At 53.8% G+C, this 23,403-nt stretch carries 21 protein-coding genes; 8 read left to right on the forward strand and 13 right to left on the reverse strand.

The genetic code is table 11. The features are described from left to right. The 10 genes from BLR08_RS28615 to BLR08_RS28660 form a co-directional block, all read right to left on the reverse strand. Nucleotides 1–2,719 (reverse strand): glycoside hydrolase family protein (locus tag BLR08_RS28615; protein WP_143014487.1); only part of this gene is annotated, 2,719 nt, incomplete at its 3' end. A 94-nt stretch (nt 2,720–2,813) separates the two neighbouring features. Next, entirely contained in the window at nt 2,814–4,400 is a 1,587-nt protein-coding gene (locus tag BLR08_RS28620; protein ID WP_072337730.1) for an extracellular solute-binding protein, read from the reverse strand. A gap of 67 nt (nt 4,401–4,467) precedes the next feature. Next, entirely contained in the window at nt 4,468–5,340 is an 873-nt protein-coding gene (locus BLR08_RS28625) for a carbohydrate ABC transporter permease (RefSeq protein ID WP_072337728.1), read from the reverse strand. Nucleotides 5,341–5,351: 11 nt separating this feature from the next. Beyond that, nucleotides 5,352–6,320: an ABC transporter permease gene (locus BLR08_RS28630; protein WP_090586593.1), complete on the reverse strand. Its 969-nt coding sequence runs from the start codon at nt 6,318–6,320 to the stop codon at nt 5,352–5,354. A gap of 180 nt (nt 6,321–6,500) precedes the next feature. Next, nucleotides 6,501–8,315 carry a cache domain-containing sensor histidine kinase gene (locus tag BLR08_RS28635; RefSeq protein WP_072337726.1) on the reverse strand — a complete coding sequence of 605 codons (1,815 nt, stop codon included), beginning with the start codon at nt 8,313–8,315 and terminating at the stop codon, nt 6,501–6,503. A 42-nt stretch (nt 8,316–8,357) separates the two neighbouring features. Beyond that, on the reverse strand, nt 8,358–9,878 hold the full coding sequence (locus BLR08_RS28640; protein ID WP_072337724.1) for a helix-turn-helix domain-containing protein: 1,521 nt from the start codon (nt 9,876–9,878) through the stop codon (nt 8,358–8,360). Nucleotides 9,879–9,926: 48 nt separating this feature from the next. Continuing rightward, nucleotides 9,927–11,111: a mandelate racemase/muconate lactonizing enzyme family protein gene (locus BLR08_RS28645; protein WP_072337722.1), complete on the reverse strand. Its 1,185-nt coding sequence runs from the start codon at nt 11,109–11,111 to the stop codon at nt 9,927–9,929. Nucleotides 11,112–11,124: 13 nt separating this feature from the next. After that, entirely contained in the window at nt 11,125–12,111 is a 987-nt protein-coding gene (locus BLR08_RS28650) for an aldose 1-epimerase (protein WP_072337720.1), read from the reverse strand. A 6-nt stretch (nt 12,112–12,117) separates the two neighbouring features. After that, nucleotides 12,118–12,930: an SDR family NAD(P)-dependent oxidoreductase gene (locus BLR08_RS28655; RefSeq protein WP_072337718.1), complete on the reverse strand. Its 813-nt coding sequence runs from the start codon at nt 12,928–12,930 to the stop codon at nt 12,118–12,120. A 34-nt stretch (nt 12,931–12,964) separates the two neighbouring features. Continuing rightward, nucleotides 12,965–13,885, reverse strand: coding sequence for a dihydrodipicolinate synthase family protein (locus BLR08_RS28660; protein WP_072337716.1), 921 nt, complete (start codon nt 13,883–13,885; stop codon nt 12,965–12,967). Between the two features lie 439 nt (nt 13,886–14,324). Between BLR08_RS28660 and BLR08_RS28665 the strand changes: the two genes are divergently transcribed. Then, nucleotides 14,325–15,119 carry an IclR family transcriptional regulator gene (locus BLR08_RS28665; RefSeq protein ID WP_072337714.1) on the forward strand — a complete coding sequence of 265 codons (795 nt, stop codon included), beginning with the start codon at nt 14,325–14,327 and terminating at the stop codon, nt 15,117–15,119. A 313-nt stretch (nt 15,120–15,432) separates the two neighbouring features. Here the strand turns inward: BLR08_RS28665 and BLR08_RS28670 are convergent, their stop codons facing one another. Both BLR08_RS28670 and BLR08_RS28675 read right to left on the reverse strand, forming a co-directional pair. Next, a complete protein-coding gene (locus BLR08_RS28670) occupies nt 15,433–15,882 on the reverse strand; it encodes a GNAT family N-acetyltransferase (RefSeq protein WP_072337712.1) in 450 nt (149 codons plus the stop codon). Nucleotides 15,883–15,944: 62 nt separating this feature from the next. Beyond that, the gene (locus BLR08_RS28675; RefSeq protein WP_072337710.1) at nt 15,945–17,477 is read right to left on the reverse strand and encodes a sigma-70 family RNA polymerase sigma factor; all 1,533 of its coding nucleotides are present in this window, start codon (nt 17,475–17,477) and stop codon (nt 15,945–15,947) included. 224 nt (nt 17,478–17,701) lie between these two features. On the opposite strand from BLR08_RS28675, the gene BLR08_RS28680 reads away from it, so the two are divergent. The 7 genes from BLR08_RS28680 to BLR08_RS28710 all read left to right on the forward strand — a co-directional run bounded on the left by BLR08_RS28680 (nt 17,702) and on the right by BLR08_RS28710 (nt 22,048). Continuing rightward, on the forward strand, nt 17,702–17,944 hold the full coding sequence (locus BLR08_RS28680) for a spore gernimation protein GerQ (protein ID WP_072337708.1): 243 nt from the start codon (nt 17,702–17,704) through the stop codon (nt 17,942–17,944). Between the two features lie 12 nt (nt 17,945–17,956). Beyond that, nucleotides 17,957–18,343, forward strand: a complete 387-nt coding sequence (locus BLR08_RS28685; RefSeq protein WP_072337706.1) for a spore coat protein — start codon at nt 17,957–17,959, stop codon at nt 18,341–18,343. Then, nucleotides 18,340–19,476 (forward strand): zinc-dependent alcohol dehydrogenase, encoded by a 1,137-nt coding sequence (locus BLR08_RS28690; RefSeq protein ID WP_072337704.1) that lies wholly within the window; start codon nt 18,340–18,342, stop codon nt 19,474–19,476. The genes BLR08_RS28685 and BLR08_RS28690 overlap by 4 nt, the downstream gene beginning before the upstream one ends. 31 nt (nt 19,477–19,507) lie before the next feature. Beyond that, entirely contained in the window at nt 19,508–19,711 is a 204-nt protein-coding gene (locus BLR08_RS28695) for a hypothetical protein (protein WP_072337702.1), read from the forward strand. Nucleotides 19,712–19,722: 11 nt separating this feature from the next. After that, nucleotides 19,723–20,019, forward strand: a complete 297-nt coding sequence (locus BLR08_RS28700; RefSeq protein ID WP_072337700.1) for a spore coat protein — start codon at nt 19,723–19,725, stop codon at nt 20,017–20,019. A 468-nt stretch (nt 20,020–20,487) separates the two neighbouring features. Continuing rightward, nucleotides 20,488–21,324 (forward strand): 23S ribosomal RNA methyltransferase Erm, encoded by an 837-nt coding sequence (erm, locus tag BLR08_RS28705; protein WP_072337697.1) that lies wholly within the window; start codon nt 20,488–20,490, stop codon nt 21,322–21,324. 268 nt (nt 21,325–21,592) lie between these two features. Beyond that, nucleotides 21,593–22,048 (forward strand): GNAT family N-acetyltransferase, encoded by a 456-nt coding sequence (locus BLR08_RS28710; RefSeq protein WP_072337695.1) that lies wholly within the window; start codon nt 21,593–21,595, stop codon nt 22,046–22,048. 502 nt (nt 22,049–22,550) lie between these two features. Here BLR08_RS28710 and BLR08_RS28715 read toward each other — a convergent pair. Beyond that, nucleotides 22,551–22,967 carry a VOC family protein gene (locus BLR08_RS28715; protein WP_072337693.1) on the reverse strand — a complete coding sequence of 139 codons (417 nt, stop codon included), beginning with the start codon at nt 22,965–22,967 and terminating at the stop codon, nt 22,551–22,553. Between the last annotated feature and the right edge of the window lie 436 nt (nt 22,968–23,403).

The raw sequence follows: 23,403 nt of genomic DNA on the forward strand, positions 1-23,403 counted from the left end.
ATTCGATGTGCCGCTCGGACTTCGACCAGGCGCTGTTGATCAGGAAGTCCTCCAGCATGGAGATGAAGACCGGAATATGATGCCAGTAGATCGACGTATAATCCGGACCGGTATACGGGTAATCCGCCTTCATCTGGTGGAAGATCGCCCTATCCTGGTAGTAGCCCGGATAGTTGCCGAATCGGCCGATCATCGCATTGCGCGCCATCGTTTCGAAATACGGATCGCCCGTATATTGCGACAACTTGACCAGCATGCCCGCCCAGTTGTTCATCGTGATGACGTTGCCGTGTCCCGGCGTCCGCGGGTGCTCGGTGCCCATCCCCGCTTTGGCGATCAGCCAGCCCGGCGCCGTCTCCTGCTGCAGAGGCGGTCCCGCCACCTGCGGCGGCAATGCCGACCCGTCCGGATTGCCCAGCCGCCACTGCTTGTCGCCGTGCCACCAGAACGTAAAGCGATCGGCGACAAGCGGCCGTTCCGCCGTTGCAACCGGGTCTACCGTGTAATCGGTTGCCGCGTAATCGTCGTGGTAGCCGGTCGTCCAGACACCGGTAGCGAGCAGCCGCGCGCTATCTTCTGCGGCGTCCAGGTACTTCTGCTCGCCGGTTGCCTCATAAGCGGCCAGGAATGTCGTCACCATCGGAATATAATCGCCGTAGATAAAGCCGCTTACAAATTGCTGCTCGCGTTTGGCCGGCGCATTCGGATGATTCTCCAGATAGTAATCCGCCAGCGCCTTCAGCTTAACCAGATAGTCCGCATCCCCGGTATATTTATGAAGCGCCGCCTGATCGGTGACGCCGGCCAAATTTCCGGTTTCCTTGGCTGTCTGGATGGCCGTATCCATCAGGAACGGCATGCGACCCTGGGTCATCTCATACAAGCCGCCGTAGACGCTCGCCGAATAATTCTCGACCGGCCCGCCCATCGGTGAGGGCTTCTCCGGCACATAGTTCCCGCCGCCGGAGCTGTTCGTCGCCTTGAAATGATAGCGCAGCCTGCTGAGCATATACGCTAACGTAGGCGCGGCCCGCTCGTCGAGAATCTCTTCGTTCTCCGTCAGCAAATAGCGCTGGACAGCCGTCATCGCATTGGACACCGTCGTCAGATGCCGCTCCTCCATATTGTAATGAGCCATGTTGACCGGGTCCCAGCCGCCGTAATCGTCATCCATCATCAAATCCGTCGCGTTGTAGATCGCTTCGTTAAGTGAGTGGAAGTAGTTCGTCCGGATATCCGAAAAGTTGAACAAATTCTCCGACACATGCGTCAGCGTATCGTACCAGGAGCTGAAGCGGTTGACGATCCGGTAGCTCACCTCGTAGCTGTCGCCGCTGTCAAAGAAGCTGCTCTCCGCTCCGAACAAGGGCGCGACCAATTGCGGCTTTACGTTGCTCTGCTGGTCGCGGAGCACAAACCCGAACGTGGACGTATCGGGATACGAGAACCCTTGCGGCACGCTCGCCGGGTCCATGGCAACGCCGGAGGTCAGCTGCCGGCCGGGCGCCTTCGACTGCCCTTCGTTGAAATGAAGTGTCGCCATCGGCGTAAACAAATAACTTTCCGGAAGCATGCTGGAATCCTTAGGCACCGCCTTCTTCACATACAACAGCGGCGCGGTCACCGTATCAAACGCCTGAGCGTCAACGCCGTCCCCGCTGAACAGCATGAAGGAATACGCCCCCGCCTGCGGGAACTGCGCGTTCAGCGTCACCTTCGGATCGTCTGCAAGCGCATCCAATTTAAACGTCACCTGCAGATTCGCTTCCGTGTTCGGGAACGTCAGCACGACGGTATCGTCATCAAGCTTCTCGAAGTCCGACGGAATAAACCATACCGGCACGCCGGTCTTGAAGAAGTCTCCCGTATACGAGGTAACCGCCCTGCCCCCTATCTCGATGGTCTGCCGCACGAGCGTGAATTGACCGCTCTCGCGGGCGAATTCGCTATTTAGCGCAGCCATCATCAGAAAACCGAGTTCCTCCGTTTTCCCCTTCACCTGCACCCATGCTCCGCCGTCCTTGACGAAAATTTCATTTTGCACAAGGCTGCCGTGGTCGCCCACCCCGCGGTGGAAAACGACCTTTACGGAATCGTTTTCGATGGAAGCGGATTCAATAGGCGGAATGTTCTGCTTTGCCCAGGCGGGGAATTCGGCGGACGGCAGTTCGTCGAACGGATGCCGAGGCTGAACAATTTCAAGCAGCTGCCCCTTATCTTCAGGTGGAACCATATTTAAATCCTCCGTCAGAAAAAAACCTTCGCTTCTGGCATAAAATCCCGAGGTGTCCCACAGCGCAAGCTCATGAACCCCTGCGTTCAACGAATAAACGCCAACCTGCGACCAGCGGAAGCCTTCCATCCCGTGGTCGCCGAGCTTCTCACTGGACATGACACCGTCAACCGATGCATGGAACGACCGTTTCCCCGGCTGGTTGGTCGCGTAATCCCGGTCACGAACCCACAATCTGTAATTTCCCGGCTTCGTGATGACGACCTCGGCGATCGCCGGAACTCCGTTCGTCCCGCCGGTTCCGTCTGTGCGCCCGGTCATATAGTCCCCGTTCAGCGTCCACGAACCGAATGACTTGAAAGATAATGGGGGGATAAAAAAATGCTGCATCTCCGAGTGCTGATCCTCCTCGGCCAAAGCGGGGGCTGCAGGCAGCCAAGAGATAGCCAGGCATACCGCCAAAAACAACGTCAAAACCTTTCTCACCATATTCCTCCTTCACTTGGTTAAATATGTTCTCCAACGGTACATAGTCCGCCGCCGCTTGCGCAAGCGGCAGCGGACCGAACGAGCGCCGCATTTACTTCTGTGTGCTCTTGATGTACTCGTTCATTTGCTTGACGTATTCCTCGCCTCCCTTCTTGTACCATTGCGCCAGCAGCTTGTCGAATTCGTCAACCGGCAGCTCCCCGATCATAATTTTGGTAATCGTTTCGTCCCAGATCAGCTTGAAATCCATGTATTCCGGTTTTTTCGCCGCCGGAGGGATGTACCCTTTATCCAGCGAAAACACGACGGTCTCGATCGACCGGTCCACCCACCTTTTAATCTGCTGACGTTCCTTTTCCGGCAGATTAGTGGGGATAAAAAAGTCGCCGTCATTCGCTCTTCGGACAATGTTCTTTCTCCAAGGCGCCTTCGCATCGGGATTGTACTGCCGCTCTCCGTTCACCATGTTGTATTCGACACCCTCAACGCCGTATTTGACCATGTTCCAGCCTTCATCCGACAACAGCCAGTCAAGCACTTCCAAAGCGCGCTGCGGCTCTTTCGCTTTATTCGTTACGCCCCATACGCCGAACGTCGCCGTTCCGTAGGCTGCGCCCTTCAGTTTGCCCTCGCGGTCCTGAATGAAAATATACTCAATATCCGTGTTCGGATTGATCTTTTTGCCTCTTGTTTCGGAGCCGGTCATATTGCCTGAGAATTCATACCGGATGCCTGAGATTCCGCGTTCAAACCGTTCTATCGAAGCCGAACGCTCGATAACGGGCGAATCCGGATCGACCAAGCCCTCTTTGAACGCCATCTGCGTATAGGCGAGCACGTCTTTGTAGATCTTCGTATTGTTTTTGTCGTACATCGGCGTCATGTATTCGAACTCGCCGCCGGTCGACTTCTGCCACCCGAGGTTTCCGAATTGCGACGAGAGGATCGGGTCGATCATCTTGCTCCCGTTCAGATACCCCGCAAATCCGTACGTATCGTTTTTCCCGTTTTTATCCGGATCTTCGAACGTAAACTTGCGCAAAATTTCCGTGAATTGATCGATCGTCACCTCGCGGTTTTCCGGCATCTTGAAGCCGATATTTTTCAGCCAATCCTCACGGATGATGAAGCCGTCGTTGCGGGCGACCGACGTGCGCGGGACGCCGTAAATTTTGCCATCGCGATTCGTTTCCAGGGCTTCCCAAGAAATGTCATACGTGTGCTGCTTGATATTTTTCAATTGATCCAGATACGGGTTTACCGGAATGACGATGCCTTCCTTCACCGCGTTGAGGAACGTCTCGTCCGTCTCGGAAGGGAACATGACCAGATCCGCATAATCCCCGGAGACGAGCGATAGCTGAAGCTGCTCCTTGTACCCCGTCGACGGCGGGACGACCCACTCCAGATCGACGTTCAGCGCCGCCTTGAGCTTGTCGAACAATGCTTTGTCCGCAGGCGTAATATTCGCCTCACTGAAATTGGCCATAATCTTGATCGTCACCCGCTTCGACTTATCGGCCGGGCCGGATGCAGCAGGCGTCCCGCCTTTTGACGACTCCCCCGGACCGGGTGCGCCCGGCTCCCCGACTCCCGCGCCGCCCCCGGAGCAAGCGGACAGCAGGAGCATTGTCGTTACGAATCCGATGCTCAGCGTATTTCTGAATGAACCCCTCATTGTCGTACTCCCCTCATGTTTTTAATTTATAATAAAGGCCGCGGCCTCTACTATCGAACCGAATAGGTCAGCCCTTCACCGAACCGAGCATGATGCCTTTCACGAAATATTTTTGCAGGAACGGATAGACGCACAGGATCGGGATCATGACGATCATCAGCGTCGCATATTGAAGGGTGACAGGCATAATGTTGATATCCATAGCTTCCGCGGCGTTACCTCCCGCTATCGTGTTCAGCTTGGACCCTTCGATAATTTCGCGCAAAAACAGCATCAGCGGCCAATTCGTCACATCGCGGATATACACGATTGCGTTATAGAAGTTGTTCCAGTAGCCTACGGCCGAAAACAAACAAAGCGTCGCGATGATGGGACCCGACAACGGGACGATGATGCGGAATAAAATGTAGGGGTCGGACGCGCCGTCCATACGAGCCGCTTCCTCCAGCTCCTCCGGAATATGTTCCATGAACGTCTTCATCAAGATCAGGTTGAAGCCGGTGAGCAGCGCCGGCACCACGAGAGCGGCCAGCGTATTGATCAGTCCGAGCTCGCGCATCAAATAGTAATTCGGGATGAGACCGCCGTTGAAGAGCATCGTGAATACGATAGCTACCATAATGAGGCCGCGGCCTCTGAGGTGCTTCTTCGACAACGGATACGCGGTAAGAATGTAGAGAACAATGCCGATCAGCACGCCGGAGACGGTAACGATAATCGTGTTCAAATAACTGGACCACAGCACCGGATGCTTCACGATCTCGCGGTACGCTTCGAATGAAATATCCTTCGGCCAGATGCGCATCGGATTTTCCACGAAAGCGCCGTAGCCGCTGATGGACACGACGAATACGTTCAGGAACGGGTACAGCATCAGCAGCGTGACGAGCGTGACGAGCGTGTTGTTGACGGTATCGAACAAACTGAATTTGAGCCGCATTCGCTTTCCTCCTACCAGATGGACTTTCCGCTTATTTTACGGGCCGCGTAATTCGCCGAGATGATCAGCATAAATCCGACCACGCTCTTGAACAATCCGACCGCCGTAGCGTAGGACAACCGCCCGTCCTGCAAGCCGATCCGGTATGTGTACGTCTCGAAAATATCGCCCGTCTCGTAAGTGACCGGATTATACAGCAGGAATACTTGCTCGAAGCCGTTGTCCAAAATGTTGCCGAGGTTCAGCAGCAGCATGATGATAACAGTCGTCGCGATGCCCGGGATCGTGATGTAGAAGATACGCTGCATCCGCGAGGCGCCGTCGATCTTGGCCGATTCGTACAGCGTCGGATCAATGCCCGTCATCGCGGCCAAATAAATGATCGTCCCCCAGCCGACTCCCTTCCAAATTTCGGCGCTGACGATAATGCTTCTGAAGTACTGAGGCTCCTGCAAAAACTTGATCGGCTCGTGCCCGAACGCCGTCACAATCTGGTTCACGATGCCCGCCGTCGGCGAAAGGAAGTTAATGACGATGCCGGCGAGCACAACCCAGGAAATAAAGTGCGGCAAATATAAAATCGTCTGCGTGACGCGCTTGAACGCCATGATCCTCACTTCGTTCAGCATCAGAGCCAGAATGACCGGCGCCGGAAACCCGAAAATGATCTGGTACGCGCTAAGCAGAAGCGAGTTCCTTAATACTCTCAGGAAGTGGGAGGACGAAAACAACGTTTCGAAATTGGAAAAGCCGATCCATTCGCTGCCCCAAATCCCTTTTGCGATGCTCAAGTCTTTGAAAGCGATTACGATACCGAACATCGGAACGTATTTGAAGATGAGAAAGTACAATAGACCGGGAATCAGAAAGATATACAGCCACTTATTTTTGACAACATACTTTAGAAAGCTTTCTTTTTTCACCGCAACGGCTCGATAAGGCTGAATATAGCCATCGATTTCGGTACTGGATTGCGCCACGCTGCAACCTCTCCTTCCTTCAAGGGATTTGGATCCGGGCTTGATAGGCTTCAGTATATAATCCGCGGGTAAAAATAAAAACTCCTCTCAAACTACAAATAGTGAGAGGATGTAAACGCTTTATTGGATACGCTTTCAAGGAGGTGGGTCGTTTTTTACATTTGGTGAGGTACCGACAACTTACAGCCGTTTCGGGATTCGCAATTCGACGATCGTCCCTTCTCCTTCTTTGCCCAAAATGCGAATGCCGTAGTTCTCCCCGAAGATAAGACGGATTCTGTGATTGACGTTGCTGAGCCCAATATGAGCGTTTTCCTTAATTTCTTCGGATCGAAGCTCTTGATTGATCTTGTCCGCCACCGCTTGGCTGATTCCGACCCCGTTGTCTTTGATTTTCAGGACGACGCACTCCGTCTCCTCATATCCGATAATACTGATGACACCCGGCCTCGCGGAAGGCTTGATTCCATGATAAATCGCGTTCTCGATAATCGGCTGCAAGGTAAGCTTGACCGTCAAATAGTCGAGGATGCTGCCGTTAATTTTCCAGATGACCTCTAATTTCTCCTTGAAATGAAGCTGCTGCACCTCCACATACATCCGGGCATGCTCCATCTCCGCCCTTAGCGGAATGATGTTTTCGCCTGTCGACAAGCTGAGCCGCAGCAATTGAGACAGCGCTTGAATCATGACGGACGCTTCATTCTTGCCGTTCGTCAGCCTCATGACCTTCCAATTGATAGCTTCCAGCGTATTGTACAGCATGTGGGGATTGATTTGCGCCTGCAGCGCGATGCCTTGCGCCTTGCTCATCATCTCGTACCGGCGCTGAAGTTCCTGCTCCATCTCATTTTTCTGCTCCGTAGATTCCATAATCGTCGCCGCGATATATTTAATCTCATTGGCGGCCGCGGACGCTTTGCTCTTAAAGTCTCTCATCGGGGGATGACTGCTTTCGAGCAAGTGCAAAATGCCCTGGATCGGCTGGTACGTCCGTACGGTTATCAGAAAGGCAATCAGGAAGCTGGAGCCGACCCCGATCGCGACCAGAAGGTAAATGAACGAACGAAGCTGATTCTGTCTCGATTCAAAGCGCTCCAAAGGCACGATGGACAGATAGGTCCATGCGCCGCGGGAGGATGGAACGGCAGAGACGATTCGGTCGCTGCCCTCATGCCGGATAATGCCGGAAAACGACATTCCCGTTATCGGATGCGGCAATTCCGGATGATGCAGCTCGATGGATTCGGTAATGAAACGCTGATCCTGCGTATAAACGATGTTTCCTTCCCGATCCAGAATGTAGATTTCTTGCTCCGGCGTGATCTCCTTCAGCAGAGGCGTCAGCTGTTTGGCGCCGATGGTCACGGTCAGCAAGCCCTCTTTGCTCCCGCCGCCGGTCGAAAGCTTGCGGAACAGGACAAGTTTATGCTCTATCGGACTCGTATCCTGAACCGGCTTCTGCAGAGTGCTGATCCAAAAGTTATGCTCGTCCTTCTTCGACACATACTCATCGAACCACCATCGGTGCTCGAACTTGTCCAACGCCCCTGCGTTCGACGGAGAAAGCAAATACTCGTTCTGTCCGTTGCGGGAGTAGATGTGGATCGTTTCCACATAGGGATTCGTTAAAATAGAAGTCCCGAGCATCTCTTGAATTCTTCGAAATCTTGATATCGTAGAATAGGAAAGGGGATATTCGATCTTATTTTCCGCCAGAAACAGCTCGACGTCCGCGGCGGAGCCGAGACGGATACCGAGACTTTCCGCTTCTGCCATAATGATGTCCACAGTATCGCGGATCCGGGTAAGCTCGCCGGCGTTCGCGCGGCCAACCTCCTCCCGCAGCGTCGAGTCGTTATAATCGAATACGAGATAATGCACGCACGCCAAGGGGACCATCAGGAGGACAAACACGACGATGAAATTTTTGATAAAGATGCTGTTAAACTTGTAGTTCCGGATATACGTCCATACGGTTGGTCTTCTTCTCATTGGCCCCTCCCAAAGATCGATCCGTTCCTGACATGCGGCCGCTTAGTCGGCTCGTTCCCGATATTCGCTTGGCGAGCATCCCGCATACTGCTTAAACAGCTTGTAGAAATGCCTCACGTCTTTATAGCCGGATTTTTCGCAAATCTCGTAAATTTTTAAATTCGTGTCCCGCAGCAGCTGCGCAGCCTGACTCATCCGGGTTTCCGTCACGTAATCGGAGAAGCTCATCCCGGTCTCCAGCTTGAACAAGCGGCTTAGGTAAACCGGGTTCAAGTAGACATGGTTCGCCACATCCTGCAGCATGATCTCGCTACCGGCGTTCGCTTTCACGAATTGCTTCGCTTGCTTGATGACCTTCCGTTCCGCCTCCGCTTGACCGCCCGCTTCTCTGCCGCTCAGCTCCTGCAGCAGCGACAAGCCGATATGCCGGATTTCGTCCATGTCCTCCGATTTGCACAGCTGCATCAGCCGGTTGCTGCCGCTGTCCGCTGCGAACACCTCATCCCTGCTGCCAAACAGTTGAATGAGCAGGGATTTGACCGTATCGATCGATTCCCCGCCATAGGTCGCCAGCGTCTGCTCCAGCAGACGCCCCGCATCCTCGTACCGTTCCGCTTGCAAATAGTCGGACCATCGCTGTTTCTCCGCTTTCCACTGCTGCAGCCGCGCGTTCGGCAGCGGGTTCGTCTGGAGGCGCAAGGTTCTGTGCTCCTCCAAGAACTCGCTCAGACCGCGGGATTCGGAATCCGCCTGCCATTCGATCGCAAGCCCAAGCAAGGTCCGCAGGCGCGACGCCGCTTGCGAGAGCATGCGGTCGATTTCGCCGGCAAGCTCGCAGCGTTCCGTGTCGACGCAAATCGCGAGCATCATGAGCGGATTCGAAGCCTGCTCGAACGGCAGAAGCGCAACGGACGAGACATGCTCCGACAAGCTGCGCAGCAAGGCGCGCTGCACGGCATCCGGCGGGGAGGCGGACGGCCAGGAAATACGGACAGGAGCGCAGGCGCATGTCTTGGGATCGATATTGAGCCCGATCATCTCGAACTGCCTCCTGATCTCCTCTTCGTCCGCATGGGTGTCGAACAGCAGATGAGGCAAATACCGCTCCTTCAAGTATCGCATCATCTGACTCCACATTTCCTTATCCATCGCCAGCCGGTTGAGCGCCGCCCGCTCCTCATCCAGCTGCTCCTTCAAGACCCCGAACACCCGGTATACCTCGTCCAGATCCGTCGGCTTGAGCAAATATTCCTGCACGTTATACCGGAGCGCTTCCTTCGCCAATTCGAATTCCTGATGGCCGCTGATTAGAACTATCTTGGCGGGAATCCGATGTTCGTAAATATGCTTCGCAACCTCCAGGCCCGACATGAACGTCATGCGGATATCCGAGAGAACGACGTCGACTTGATGCTCCGCGAGGTACGGAATCGCCTCCGCCCCGTCCTTCAGGACGGCCGCCACCCGGAAACCGCACCGCTTCCAATCCACGATCTCGGTCAGCCCGCTGCGGACCTCCTCGTCATCGTCTACGATCAAAACTCGATATGCCGTATCCTTCATGTCAGTCCTCCGATTTCAATTGGGATCATGCCAGCTTGAGGCAAATTTTCAGGCTTTTACCTCGAAATATTCGGTAACCGCCCCACGCATCGCCTGCTCGTCGATCTCGACGCCAAGTCCCGGATCGTTCGGAACGACGATATGCCCCTTCTCCAGACGGAAGGAAGCGTTGGAGTATGGAGCGCTTCTCTGCAAGGCGTTAGGCTGGTATTCGTAGATCAGGAAATTCGAGATTGCCGCTGATACATGAATCGAGGCGGCGTGGCCGACCGCCTGATGCGCGCTCAGATGCGGCGCAAACGTGAGGTGAAACGCCTCCGCCAGGTGGGCGATCCGCATCATCTCCGTAATCCCGTTCCGGCCCATATCCGGTTGCAGCACCTCCACGGCGCCGGAGGCGATCCACTCCTTGAACGTATAGATCGTACGCAGCGGCTCGCCGACGGCGACGGCCGTATCGATCGCCTCCGCCAGCTTGCGGTGTCCTTCCCGGTCCTCGAACGTAATGGGCGCTTCGAAAAAGATGGCGTCCAGCTCGCCGAGCGCCCGGCCGACCGTATACGCCTCCGAGTGCGTATATTTCCCGTGGGCGTCCAGCATCAAATCCATCTCGTCCGGGCCGAACTCGCCGCGAATCGCGTACAGCCCCTCCAGATCGGCTTTCTTGCCCTTGCCGAACGTGTGGAACTTAATGGCGTCGAAGCCTTCCTCCTTGAGCCGGATGACATGCTCGAGACGTTCTTTCGCATCCGCCCCCGGCACGCTGGAGCAGTAGCATCGCAGCTTATCGCGGTATTTGCCGCCTAGCAGCATATAGACCGGCTGTCCGAGCGCCTTCCCTTTAATGTCCCAGAACGCAATGTCGAGCCCGGCCATCGCATCGACCAGGTAACCGCCGGTATACCCGCGCTCGCGGAGCGTATCCAGCATGCGGTCCCACAACACTTGATTTTGCATCGGATTTTGGCCGAGCGCCATCGGCGCCAGATGATGCTTGAGAATCGTCGCCACAACTTCCGGATTCGTCGGCGCCAATATTTCCCCCCAGCCGGCGATGCCTTCGTCGGTCGACACCTTCACGAAGACGGTCTCCGAATTGACGGAGTATACGCAAGAGCGCTTGTTGCTGTCGGCAACGAAATAATCCGGCGTAATGAATCTCTTGCCCGCCGTTTGGACCGGCCCCGTCGGCCGCAGCTTCACGATATATACTTCTATGTTAGTAACCTTCATATCGGAATCCTCCTTATACGGATGCGCCGTTCTCGACGCGAATGCGCCATCCGAATCGTATTTGTTGCCCGGGGGCCAGCTCGCCTGCCCCGGTTTCGGACGCAGCCCACGGCAGGTTGAAGGCATCCGGAATACAAGTGTGCGGCTCCAACGATACGGCTTCTCCCCAATTCGGCAGAAACAGCACCATCACGGCAAACAACCCGTCCGTCTGAAAATGAATCCGCCGGCTGCTCCCGCTGTCGGCCAGTGTGCAAACATACGGCTCGCTGCGCCCCGAAACGTCGGAGCGGCCGCATTGCAGGTAGTGAAGATTGCCTTCGACACCGGAGACGGCCACTCCTTCCCGAAGCGAGGCGGATAGCGCCGTCTCCTCCGGCAGCGCGGCGGGACCGCCGCCGGCCATAGGCCACTGGGCGAAGGCCGGCAGCTTGAGAACGGTGCGGCGAAGGTCGCAGCAGAAATAAGGGTGATAGCCGAGCGAGAAGGGGGCGAACTGCTTTCCCGCGTTCCCCACGACGCCTTCAAGCGAGAGCTCCCCCTCCTTCAGGCGCACCGTTACGGTAAATTCCAGATCTGCCGGATACGCTGCGAATTGCAGGCCATCGTCCCGGCAGGTATAGCTCGCTTGAAGATAAGCTCCGTCTTCCGAATCCGCTCCCTGCGATTCGATCCGCCAAGGCAAGGCGCCGATTACCCCGTGCAGATTATGCCCTCCGTCTCGAAGCGGAAGCCGGTACTCCACGCCGCGAAACGCGTATGAGCCGTTGCTCGTCTTGCCCGGCGGGCTGAGCGCCGGAATGCCGTAGCGGAACGGAGTCTTTCGGAGTTCCGCCATGGACGGGGGCTGCAGCACGACGTCTTTCCCTCCCGAGACGTAGCGGATGATGTTCATCCCGAAGCCGGGCAGCAAGTCCGCCGTCGCCCCCGCAGCTTCATCAATAAGCCGGCAGACAGACTCCCCTTCTTTTTCCATCCAATCGATTCGATAGTGGTTCATAGGCCGTTATTCCTCCGCCTCCAGCTTGTAGACGCCCTTCCTCCAGCGCTTCCGCAGATCGGGACGAATCAGGCCGGTCGTCGCCAGCAGCGTCATGCCGCCGTCAACAGGCAAGTTGACGCCGTTCACGAAGGCGGACAAGTCGGAGGCGAGGAACAGGACGGCATTCGCCACATCCTCCGGAAGCCCGAGACGGCCCAGCGGATAGCAGTCGCGATCGATGTTGAAGCCGGCGTCGTTCTCGCGCTCTCGCTGCTTCGCCTCGCTCGGCGTCCATCCCGGCGAGACGCAGTTCGCCCGGATCCGGTATTGGGCGCCTTCGATCGCGAGCTGCTCCGTCAAGGCGAGGATGCCCCTTTTCGCCGCCGCATAGGCCGGGAAACCCGGATTCACTCGAAGCGCATTAATGGATGATATACTCACGATCGCCGGGGCTTCCGACCGGCTTAGAAGCGGCATCGCGTATTTGCTGCAGAGGAAGACGGATGTCAGATTGACATTCAGGATGTCGTTCCATTCCTGGAGCGAAACATGCTCCACGAAGCCTCCTCGGGTTCTGCCGGCGTTGTTGACTAAAATATCCAAAGCATCGATGGCTGCGAACGCCTGCTTCACCGATTCCTCGTCCGTCACATCCATGACGACGGCTTCCGCGCGATAACCGCGCCGGTTCAAGCTTTCCGCCGCAGCCGCAGCCGCCGGACCGTTCAGGTCCGCAATCCATACGGCGCAGCCCTCGGCAGCGAACCGTTCGGCGATCGCCCTGCCTAAATTCCCTGCCGCACCCGTAATGAGCGCCTTTCTGCCCGCTAACAGCATCGTCAGCCACTCCGTTCCATTGGAATTATCGTTGTTAACGTTTCCATTTCAACACTAACGGGTCTAATCCCTTCAAGGTATCGAATACTTCGCTGCGCAGGATGTCGTCAATCGGGGCGTTCGGGTTTCGCACGTAAGCGGATTGAATGACGCCTCCCGCCTTCAGTACCTCCTTATGTACGGCCATCGCGAAACCCGCGACCGTTCCGATACGGATGAAAGGCAGGTAGCGGAAAAACAGCTCTCTGGCTCCATCCTTGTCGCCGGAGATGAATTTTTGATAAATGTCCACGCAAGCGTCCGGGAATTCGCACGCCGGCATCGTGCCGACCGCGCCTCGGCACAACTCTTCGTAATAGTACATGCCGTTCAAGCCGCCGAATACCGTAAGGCGCCCCTCCGACTGCTCGAGCACCTCCGTTATTTTCACCGTCGTCGGCGGAGCCTCCACCTTCACATAAGCAATATTCTCGTACTCTTTAGCAAGCTTCGCCATCGTGGGCACCGGGATCGTGACGCCGCTTGCAATCGGTGCGTCCTGCAGCATGATCGGGATGTCGACCGCCTTCGCGACCGCGGCAAAATATTCGATCATCCGCTTGCCGTCCGGCTTTACCATGTAGGGGGGAAGCACCATCAGGGCGTCCGCGCCGGCCTTCTGTGCCCATTTGCTCAGTTGAACCGCGCCTTCCAGACCCGTATGTCCGCTGCCGAACACGAGCGGAACTTGCCCCTTCACCTCGTCCATGACGATTTCCGCTATCATCTCCCGTTCCCGGTCCAGCAGCGTGTACATCTCGCTCGCATTGCCGAACAGGGCGATGCCGTTCACCTTCGCCGCCAGCTGGAAGCGGACGAGCTCGCGCAAGCTTTGCTCATCCACCTCGCCCTTTTCCGTAAAGGGGGTGGCCAGAATCGGATATACGCCTTTCAACGCTTGGTGTGTTTGTGCCATATCACAATCGCTCCTTCTATAGAAAATAATACTCTTGCGCTTTCCGCAGCCGGTAAAACCCTCCTGAACGCCGAAGCCCCGGATGCAGCTTGATCAGCTGGAAGCCGCGCTCCTTCCATTCCAGCGCCAGCTCGATTTTCTCCTTTCCATCCCGGTTAGTTGTATGGCGTTCCCCCTCTCAAATGCTTCCTATTCCAGCAAAAATGATTGCAAACTGAACAATGACATTTTATAATACGAATGTATATATTACAATATAATATTAAATTCTGTTTTACGGGTTTATCCTGAAAATATTCGTAATCGATTCCGGTACGACTGCAAAGATAGTTCGTCTATACGCGGAGAATCGGACCGGCTTAGCGCGAGAGGAGCCATGAGAATTTTCGAACGATATAAGGTATAATGAGGGGATAATACACGCGAGGGATGGGTCCTAATGAAGTCTGATAATGCGAATCCGATGATCACGCAGAGCGTGACCCGGGCGCTGGCTATTTTATCCTGCTTCTCCGATGAGCAGCCGGAGCTTCGAGTGATCGACTTTTCGAAAAAGCTGAGTTTGACGCAGAGCAACGTCTCGCGCTTGTTGGCGACGATGGTGAGCCTGGGTTATGTGGAAAAGGACGAATTCAGCGGGTTTTACCGCCTGGGGCATCAGATCATTACGCTTGGGGGCATCGCGCTGAACAACTCCGAAATCCGTAAGCTCGCGCTTCCCGAGCTATTCGACCTGGAGCGGCGGCTCGGACTCGGTGCGAACGTGGCCGTGCTGAAGTCGAAGCATATGTTTTATCTGGCGCATGTGGACAGTCACCGCTCGCCGCGGATGTATACGCTGCTGGGGAGGAGCAATCCGCTGTACAACACGGGCATCGGCAAGGTTCTCCTGGCGCATCTCGACCGCAGCGAGGCGGAAACGCTGCTGGACCAGATCGAGCTGACCGCCTATACAGATCGGACGATTACCGACCGAAGCGCTCTGCTGCTGGAGCTGGAACGGGTCCGCACCCACGGCTACGCCATGGAACTGGAGGAGCTCGCGCTCGGCCGGGCTTGTATGGCAGCGCCCCTCCGGGGAAGAAGCGGCAAGGTGGTGGCGGGGATCAGCTTGTCGGGCCCTCTGTCCGAAATCCGCCTGCCCGAGCGGGAGCGCGAGCTGGCCGGCATCCTTATCGAAGTCGCCGACCGCATCTCCGTGAAGATGGGATATGTCACGGCAGCGAGAATATAGCGCTCTCGGTGCGCGCAAACAAATGTCCGGGGACCAGCCGAGATGAACCTCGGGCAGCAACCGGTTTGGAATGAGATCAGCGGGCATTCATACCAAAGAGCACTCTCGCGCGGCCTCGCACGGGTGCTCTTTGGTATACCCTCTCAATCCCAGAAAGGGGGACGAAACGGAAGTCGAACCCTCTCTCAGACATGCTTCTGGCGCAGATCGCACCGGATCATCCCCGGTTGACCGCCATCAAGGCGGTAGCCCTACGTATAGCCAACGACAAGCTCATCGCCCCCGTTTACATGTTCAGACATATTCAGCTCCCCTAGTTAGCGTCGCGGCGCATTCGCGGCGCCGTCCCGCCCTCTGTGTGGGCGACGCCGCTGACGACGAAGCCGACAGATTCGTAAAATCCTATCGCATGCGGGTTGGCGGTCACTTCTATACGCACACCGCGACGCGCGATGTCTTGGATCAGACGACTCGCGACGCCTTGGCGCATCCAGTCAGGATCAGTGAACAGATCCTCAAGTTCGAGGAAATCATCAACGGGACGTGCCGACGCAAAGCCGACGATCCGCCCGGCAGCAACAGCGACACGCGCGTACGGCAGCATCGCGTCGTCCCACACCAGCCACTCGGGATGAGCCGCCATAAGATCGCGGTAGCCATCGACAGTCAGTGACGCACGGCGAAAAATGTCGCGCAGCTTATCGACATCGTCGACGGCTGCGCTTCGGATAACAAGGTTAGACGGATACGAATCGTTTTCCATGTGCGGGTAACCTCCCAAATTATGGTCTATTTCGATTATTTCAACGTGTTTCCGTAATTGCTTTACGTATAGACCAACCGTTCTCTTGTCCGATCCCAGCGCCAATTCATCTCTTTTCCAAGATGCAGGCCCCCATACCACTCGTCCATCTCTTTTTCCCTTAGCCAATCTTTCTCGCCGGACAACACCGCCCTTCCCAGCTCTGTTAATGCAACGGCCGAATCGCTGCTGGATGCTGTCGGAGTTCTAAGTTCCAAGAGGGCATTCGGCCCGGCGGACATCGTTCTAAGCCGATACCAGAATTCCAAATCTCCCATTCCTAATGAATGCAGCAGCTTGCCGACTTCCTGAAATAACTTATGAGATGTATGCACACCTTTGTCTACGAATTCCAACGTGGTTTGCTCTACGATCCCCAATCCATTATCCGGTGAAGGCAAACGTGCCGCATGTTGGGTGAAAGCCGCCCGGGCGAATGGCAGCACAGCAGTATCCATCTGCAAAATGTCGATATGATCCTCTACATTGGGGGAAGTATAGGCCTTCCATATACGGCTGCCTAGTTCAAATTCCTTTTCTCCAATACGGCTCCACGTGCCGGACAAAGATTTCAACTGCTCACTTGAGAGCTGCCCCATCCCGCGGAACAAGTCAATCCCCGGATAATCCCCGATACACAAGAGATTGATGGGGGTTGTGCCCACAGATTGCTTGGCGAACCAATCCAATAAGTAACACAACATGGTTTGATCGAAGAGATCATGCTCGAACCACATCACCACTTCTTCATACTGGTGGAAATTTCGGATGACCTGCTCCTGCGATTCACAATTCTTGATGAAGTCGGAAGCGGGAACCCCCAGAGTCCGTTCCAAATATTGCGCTCTGAACAGCCTTTCCTTGTGCCCGTTCATCTTCTCGAACACCGGTCCAACCGAGTAGATCTCCCTCCAGACCAAGATATCTCCCCGGATATTTCCTTCTTTAAGCTTGTTGCCCACGTGGTCCCCGTTCACAATATGAAGCATGGTTCCTCCCCCTTGATACAAATCATTAAATATGGATATAAAGTCGGAGACTAGCAACGAACTTTTCAGTTTTTGGCGAGCGTCGAAAAGCCGCTTTTTCAATACCGAAGCAGACAATCCCAAGCAGCTTGATATTTCCTTGATCGAATACCCTTGCAAGTAAAAAAGTTGTACCGCCAATTTCAAATGCGGAGGCAAGCATTCCACAGAATGGATTAGCGTCTCCTGCCTTTCTTTGGTTTCAATAATCGACTCCACGCTGCTGTCGTCCGCAGGTATGCCAACTGCCTCTCCGAGCGGGAACGTGACCTGTTTTTTCCGGCGAAGGAAGCGATAGCATCGATGCTCAACGATGGTTTTAAACCATCCCGGGAATGCCTCAGGATCTTGTAATTTGGCCAGATTGGCGAAAGCCTCCACGAACGCTTCCTGCACCGCATCCTCAGCCAAAAACCGATCGCTTAACTTTCCATAAGCGACTGTATGGGCCATTCCCTTAAAATGGCGAACAATGTGTTCATATGCTTCCTGATCGCCAAGCCTCGCTCTTTCGATCCATTGCCGCATCTCTCCTGCACCTCCTTTGTATCTACGCCCTACCTACCAGGTGCCAGGCACAAAGCTAAAGGTTACAAGCTTTCCTAGCGCCGCGCATAAAATTTGCCTTTATTACATAACGGGTAGAACCCCAATGCTTCATGTGACACATTTTTCGGCAATCCATTTTTAGTATAAGATCCAATGCTTAGGAAAGTCTAACTTTGATGAAAGAAAGGAGGGATAGTTACTCAATGAATTCGCCAACACTAGCGCCGCACGAATCGATGGAACTGCATGAAGCGTTAAACTTCAAAACGCTCTGCCTCGCTAAGTCTAAACTTATGCAAGGCTTGGTCTTTGACCAGGAGTTGAAAGCGTTAATGCAGAAGGACGTCATTTTATCGACCCAACAGATCGCCGAGCTCCAGGCCATCTACGCAAGAGCTCCCTTCCAAGCGCCTGTTCCGAATAGCCCGACACCTATCACACATTAAAGGGGAGCGCCCATGAACACCGATTATTTAGACCCGATTAATTCGTTAAATATGCCGGAGATGGCGGATATGACCTTTGCCATGGACTTCCTTATTCGTGCCAAGGAGGGTGTGCGAAATTTGTCCATCGCCCTGACGGAAACGGCTTCTCCGGATGTAAGAGCGCTGCTGCGCCGTCATCTTATGCAGGGGATTGCGCTGCATCAAGAAATCACGGAGCTCATGATTCGCAAAAAATGGTTCCATCCGTACGAGCTGAACGAACAGTACCAGCTCGACCAGCTTTCCGCGAAAAATACGGTGATGATCGGGCAGATGAATTTGTTTCCGGATGACACGTCGCGTAAAGGGATGTTTGATCGGACCCCGGATGAACATATGGGAGGACATAAAGCATGAAGGCGGTCACGTACCAAGGGATTAAAAATGTCGTGGTCAAAGAGGTGCCGGATCCGAAGATTGAGAAACCGGACGATATGATCGTAAGAGTCACCAGTTCCGCTATTTGCGGTTCGGACCTTCACCTGATTCACGGGATGATCCCTAACCTTCAGGAGAACTATGTCATCGGGCATGAGCCGATGGGAATCGTAGAAGAAGTGGGGCCCGGCGTGACCAAGGTAAAGAAAGGCGACCGGGTGATCATCCCTTTCAACATCGCGTGCGGAGAATGCTTTTATTGTAAGAATCAGCTGGAAAGCCAATGCGACAATTCAAACGAACACGGAGATATTGGCGCATTTTTCGGCTACTCCGGAACGACCGGCGGTTACCCTGGGGGGCAAGCCGAGTATTTACGAGTTCCGTTTGCCAATTTCACCCACTTCAAGATTCCTGAAAACTGCGAGCAACCGGACGAAAAGCTAAGCTTGATCGCCGATGCCATGACGACGGCATTTTGGAGCGTAGATAACGCCGGCGTCAAGAATGGAGATACGGTCATCGTGCTCGGCTGCGGTCCGGTCGGACTTCTGGCCCAGAAATTCTGCTGGCTGAAGGGAGCGAAGCGGGTCATCGCCGTCGACTATGTCGATTACCGCTTACAGCATGCGAAGCGAACAAATCATGTGGAAATCGTAAACTTCGAACAGGATAAAAATATCGGCAGCACTCTCAAGGAAATGACCAAAGGCGGCGCCGATGTCGTGATTGATGCGGTAGGAATGGACGGCAAGATGAGCGATCTCGAATTTCTGGCCAGCGGTTTGAAGCTGCAAGGCGGCACCATGAGCGCATTTATCATTGCGTCTCAGGCTGTCCGCAAAGGCGGGACCATCCAAGTCACTGGGGTATACGGCGGACGTTATAACGGATTTCCGCTCGGCGACATCATGCAGCGCAACGTGAATATCCGTTCCGGACAAGCTCCGGTCATTCACTACATGCCGTATATGTACGAGCTGGTTACGTCGGGCAAAGTAGACCCTGGAGACATTGTTACGCACGTCATTCCGCTCAGTGAGGCCAAGCGCGGCTATGAAGTGTTCGATACGAAAACGGACAATTGCATCAAAGTCATCTTAAAGCCTTGAATAGGGATAGATACATGGGAGGACGATCCGAATGAATGCCAATTACGCCTTGCATGAGACGCTGGAGGTTCATGAAATTGCTGCGTTCAAGACCGTTTGCATGACCAAATCCAAAACCATGCAAGCTCTGGTAACCGACCCGGAGCTCACACAAATTTTGCAGCAAGACGTGCAACTCTCACAGCAGCAGCTTCAGGAGCTCAGTGAAGTGCTGTCTAAAGCGACCCTGACCTAAAAGGAGATCACATGAACATAATATTGGAACACATGACAGGGCTTCATACGCTGACCGACGAAGTGATCGCAATGGATTTGTTGATGAACGCCAAGAGCGGAGTCAGAAACTACGCCATGGCCGTGACCGAATGTGTCACCCCCGAAATCAAGCAAATTTTGATGAAACAGCTCGACGAAGCTATAGACTCCCATGAAAAGATATCAAACTATATGATGCAGCGGGGCCTCTACCATCCCTACCATATTCCGGAGCAAATTCAGCTCGATCTTAAAAATATTCAGACCGCCATGAACATTCCGTCCTAACTCCGTGTTGTGACTGCAGACGGATTGTGCTACAATAGGTTCACTTTAAGGAACGGAGGGTTGTCCTGACTATGGGTGCAGTTAATTACGGAAGATTGCGTTTTGTTACTTTGTCCCACTAATTCCATAGTGAACAAAGGCTCTGCCTGCGTGTGGAGCAAAACGGAATCGGTCTGCCCATTTCAGGATATCCCGCTGCTTGGATGGCTAACAGGGGACAGCGCGTCTGTCTCTTTTTGCGTGCGTAACAACGAGTATGAACGAAGAGCTCCTTCGCAAAGGATGAAGCGAGCCTCTGACGTTATCCATCCTTGCAACTGAAATTCCAATTAAAAGGTTGTCCGTATTTGCACTACGACAACCGTTTATTTGAATGCGCACTCAACCTCTCGCTTCCCGTTTTTTCGCCGCAGGCATAAGCCTGCGTTTTTTTGTTGTCGCGAAAAAACAATCGGGAGGATATCCGAAATGCGTAAACACGACAAAAAGCATAGAACGATAAGAAAACACAAAACAGGGCCGAATTTCACCGCGCAGCATTTGCTGCACAATCCGGCCACCATCAAAAAACTCATCGACATGGCGCGTCTGCAGCCGACCGAGACCGTGCTGGAAATCGGTGCGGGCAAAGGAAACCTTACGTTTCCGCTTGCCGAACGTTCCCGCAAAGTAATTGCTGTCGAGATCGATGCGGGCTTTGTTCAAACACTTCGCACCAAAGCAACAAATTATCCGCATATTAGCATCATACATGGCGATATAAGGAGAATACGGTTACCCGCCGAACCTTTTAGTGTTGTCTCCAATATCCCTTTTTCAATTACAACGGACATTCTGGACAAACTGCTTGGTGCCGAAGGCAGCATGTTACAAAGCGGTGTTCTGATTGTTGAAAAGGGAGCGGCCCGAAGATTTACTCAGAACACCTATCTGGAACCTCGTCCGCTGCGATGGAGCATGTACTTCCGGCTCGAAATGATAGCTGTCATTCCCCGCACCCATTTTGCTCCGCCACCCGGCGTCGATGCCGCTATCATGCGGATTGTCCGCAGAGATCGCCCGTTGATCCCGGCTGGGAAAGGAAAGTATTTCGCGGTCTTCGCTGCTTGTATGCTGCGTGAGCCGCGCCTGATGACGGCGCATGCGCTCAAGGGAATTTTCACTCCGGCACAGTTGAAGCATTCGTTGAGGATCGCCAAGGCCGACCGCGAACAACCGGTCGCTACTCTTTCGGCTGAACAGTGGGCAAGTCTGTTTACGTCCATGATTCGCCATGTGGACTTCCATCGATGGCCGAAAGGCTAAACGAACGGTCGACGTATCTATAGAGCCCGGCCCGCGAATTCCGCAGGCTGGGCTTGTTGGATTCCTTTCCGCGCATCCATTAAAGAGTTCCTTACCCTGCGCCCGGCAAAGGTGAAGTGACGCTGATGGTGCAAGTGCAGATTGCTTAACAAATTAGCGCCAATCTCGTTCGGAATTGACGCTTTTGTTATTTTTTTCCGTTTTATATTGATCGAACCTTGGTTTAGGTTTAACATCGAACTATTAGCTTATCATGGGAGTGAATCGTATGGAGATTAGAATTGACGATTTGACCGGAAAGGAAATCATCGCACTGATTAGCGAGCATGTACAGAGCATGCTTGAACAATCCCCGCCTGAAAGTGTACATGCATTAAAGTGGGAGGAACTAAGAGCACCGGAAATTACCCTCTGGAGCGCCTGGGAACAAGGCGAACTCTTAGGTTGCGGCGCTCTGAAAGCACTGGATGAGTACCATGGGGAAATCAAATCAATGCGCACTTCTGCGAGACATCTTAGAAAGGGTGTCGCCTCAAAATTACTCGCCCATATCATGGAGGAAGCCAAGCGGCAAGGCTATCGACGGCTGAGCTTGGAAACCGGATCTATGGAATCTTTCAAAGCGGCCAGAACCTTATACGAACAATTCGGATTTGAATACTGCCGTCCCTTTGCCAAGTATACGGACGATCCCAACAGTGGTTTTATGACAAAATCTTTGTAAACACACATCTGTAAAAAGGAGGATTCAGGTCTTGCGTACAAAAGCGGGTTACCCATTAGAGATACGTCGTTTATATCACTTTGGAATTACAGGACATATGGGCGTTTATGGTGGATGCTGTTTCGCGGCTCCCTTCCCAGGAGCTTTTTGCAATGAGACGACGAAGAGTATTTCCTAGGAATTTTTAGTGGAGAAGGTGAGGTTTACGGCGCTTTTAATCATGGAAAGTTAGTTGCTTATTCCGTTTTGGCATTTCCCGGTGCAAGCCAGAGCAACCTGGGGACAGGACAGAATGTGGAGTGCTGAATCATTGTGCTAAAGAAATACGATGTTGAGTCCCCGTTGTTTTCGAACCAGACAAAATACATCACCAGGGTATGCAACCGCTCGGTGATGTATTTCCCCAAACATCCTGTTATTTTTCCGTCGTCCTCTGAACAAGAAAATGCAAATTTCCGGTCATTGCCCCGTACACCGAAGCCCTCCCAACAAAAGGAGCCGCTTAAACTTCCGTGTAAATTTGAAAGGTTACGCCAAATTTGTCCGTCACATCGCCGAAGCCCGGGCTGAACGTTTCCTCGCTAAACGGCAGGTTCACTTGCCCGCCTTGCTTAAGTGCCTCAAAGATTCTTCTGGAATGCTCCACGTCATTCGTCGTGATGCAGATCGTCACCCTTTTGCCGGCTTCAACCGCCGATCCTCCGGGAGAATCTGAAAACATGAGCTCAGCTTCGCCCACTCGCAGCTTGGCATGTGCCACAAGCTCCCTCAGATTGTCGGTGAACGTATCCGGCATGTCCGGCATATCTCCGTAGGTCATGAGAGAAAGAACCTCCGCTCCGATAGCTTGTTCATAGAACGAGATTGCTTCCTTTGTATTGCCCTCCAAAGTAATGTACGGGGTAAGTTTGACTGTCATCGATTATTCCTCCTCGAGTTTGGTTGATCCTCTATTTGCGCCTTCCTAGTTATAGACGAATCAGCCATGAAGAAATCATCGGTGAACTCACAAAATGCCGACATGAATCGTCTGGGACGATCTGCGCTTGCCCAGAAATGCCCAAAATAAGAGCTGCCGCGATATGATCTAGCTGTTGTCTGGCGTGCTTCTCCTTTTCAATAACAAACTCGCCAGAATCACCTACCGAGTAGGTACACCGCTCCACATTTAGCCTATTGACTGTTCCGTACATGCCGGCGTCCCTCATGCTTCAATCCATGTACTCAATTTTTATCGACAATGCAGTAATTCAGCCACGCACTCCATACGGAGTGCGACCGGGCAGATTTTCCTTGAGATGCTCGTAGTAATATTTATTTCAATCCACGCACTCCCTACGGAGCGCGACATCTAA

Source organism: Paenibacillus sp. cl123 (assembly GCF_900101595.1).
Lineage (GTDB): Bacteria > Bacillota > Bacilli > Paenibacillales > NBRC-103111 > Paenibacillus_G.

Coding starts and splice junctions, on each gene's coding strand:
- BLR08_RS28620 (WP_072337730.1), bottom strand. CDS start 4,400: ATGAGGGGTTCATTCAGAAATACGCTGAGCATCGGATTCGTAACGACA.
- BLR08_RS28625 (WP_072337728.1), bottom strand. CDS start 5,340: ATGCGGCTCAAATTCAGTTTGTTCGATACCGTCAACAACACGCTCGTC.
- BLR08_RS28635 (WP_072337726.1), bottom strand. CDS start 8,315: ATGAGAAGAAGACCAACCGTATGGACGTATATCCGGAACTACAAGTTT.
- BLR08_RS28640 (WP_072337724.1), bottom strand. CDS start 9,878: ATGAAGGATACGGCATATCGAGTTTTGATCGTAGACGATGACGAGGAG.
- BLR08_RS28645 (WP_072337722.1), bottom strand. CDS start 11,111: ATGAAGGTTACTAACATAGAAGTATATATCGTGAAGCTGCGGCCGACG.
- BLR08_RS28650 (WP_072337720.1), bottom strand. CDS start 12,111: ATGAACCACTATCGAATCGATTGGATGGAAAAAGAAGGGGAGTCTGTC.
- BLR08_RS28655 (WP_072337718.1), bottom strand. CDS start 12,930: ATGCTGTTAGCGGGCAGAAAGGCGCTCATTACGGGTGCGGCAGGGAAT.
- BLR08_RS28660 (WP_072337716.1), bottom strand. CDS start 13,885: ATGGCACAAACACACCAAGCGTTGAAAGGCGTATATCCGATTCTGGCC.
- BLR08_RS28665 (WP_072337714.1), top strand. CDS start 14,325: ATGAAGTCTGATAATGCGAATCCGATGATCACGCAGAGCGTGACCCGG.
- BLR08_RS28670 (WP_072337712.1), bottom strand. CDS start 15,882: ATGGAAAACGATTCGTATCCGTCTAACCTTGTTATCCGAAGCGCAGCC.
- BLR08_RS28675 (WP_072337710.1), bottom strand. CDS start 17,477: ATGCGGCAATGGATCGAAAGAGCGAGGCTTGGCGATCAGGAAGCATAT.
- BLR08_RS28680 (WP_072337708.1), top strand. CDS start 17,702: ATGAATTCGCCAACACTAGCGCCGCACGAATCGATGGAACTGCATGAA.
- BLR08_RS28685 (WP_072337706.1), top strand. CDS start 17,957: ATGAACACCGATTATTTAGACCCGATTAATTCGTTAAATATGCCGGAG.
- BLR08_RS28690 (WP_072337704.1), top strand. CDS start 18,340: ATGAAGGCGGTCACGTACCAAGGGATTAAAAATGTCGTGGTCAAAGAG.
- BLR08_RS28695 (WP_072337702.1), top strand. CDS start 19,508: ATGAATGCCAATTACGCCTTGCATGAGACGCTGGAGGTTCATGAAATT.
- BLR08_RS28700 (WP_072337700.1), top strand. CDS start 19,723: ATGAACATAATATTGGAACACATGACAGGGCTTCATACGCTGACCGAC.
- erm (WP_072337697.1), top strand. CDS start 20,488: ATGCGTAAACACGACAAAAAGCATAGAACGATAAGAAAACACAAAACA.
- BLR08_RS28710 (WP_072337695.1), top strand. CDS start 21,593: ATGGAGATTAGAATTGACGATTTGACCGGAAAGGAAATCATCGCACTG.
- BLR08_RS28715 (WP_072337693.1), bottom strand. CDS start 22,967: ATGACAGTCAAACTTACCCCGTACATTACTTTGGAGGGCAATACAAAG.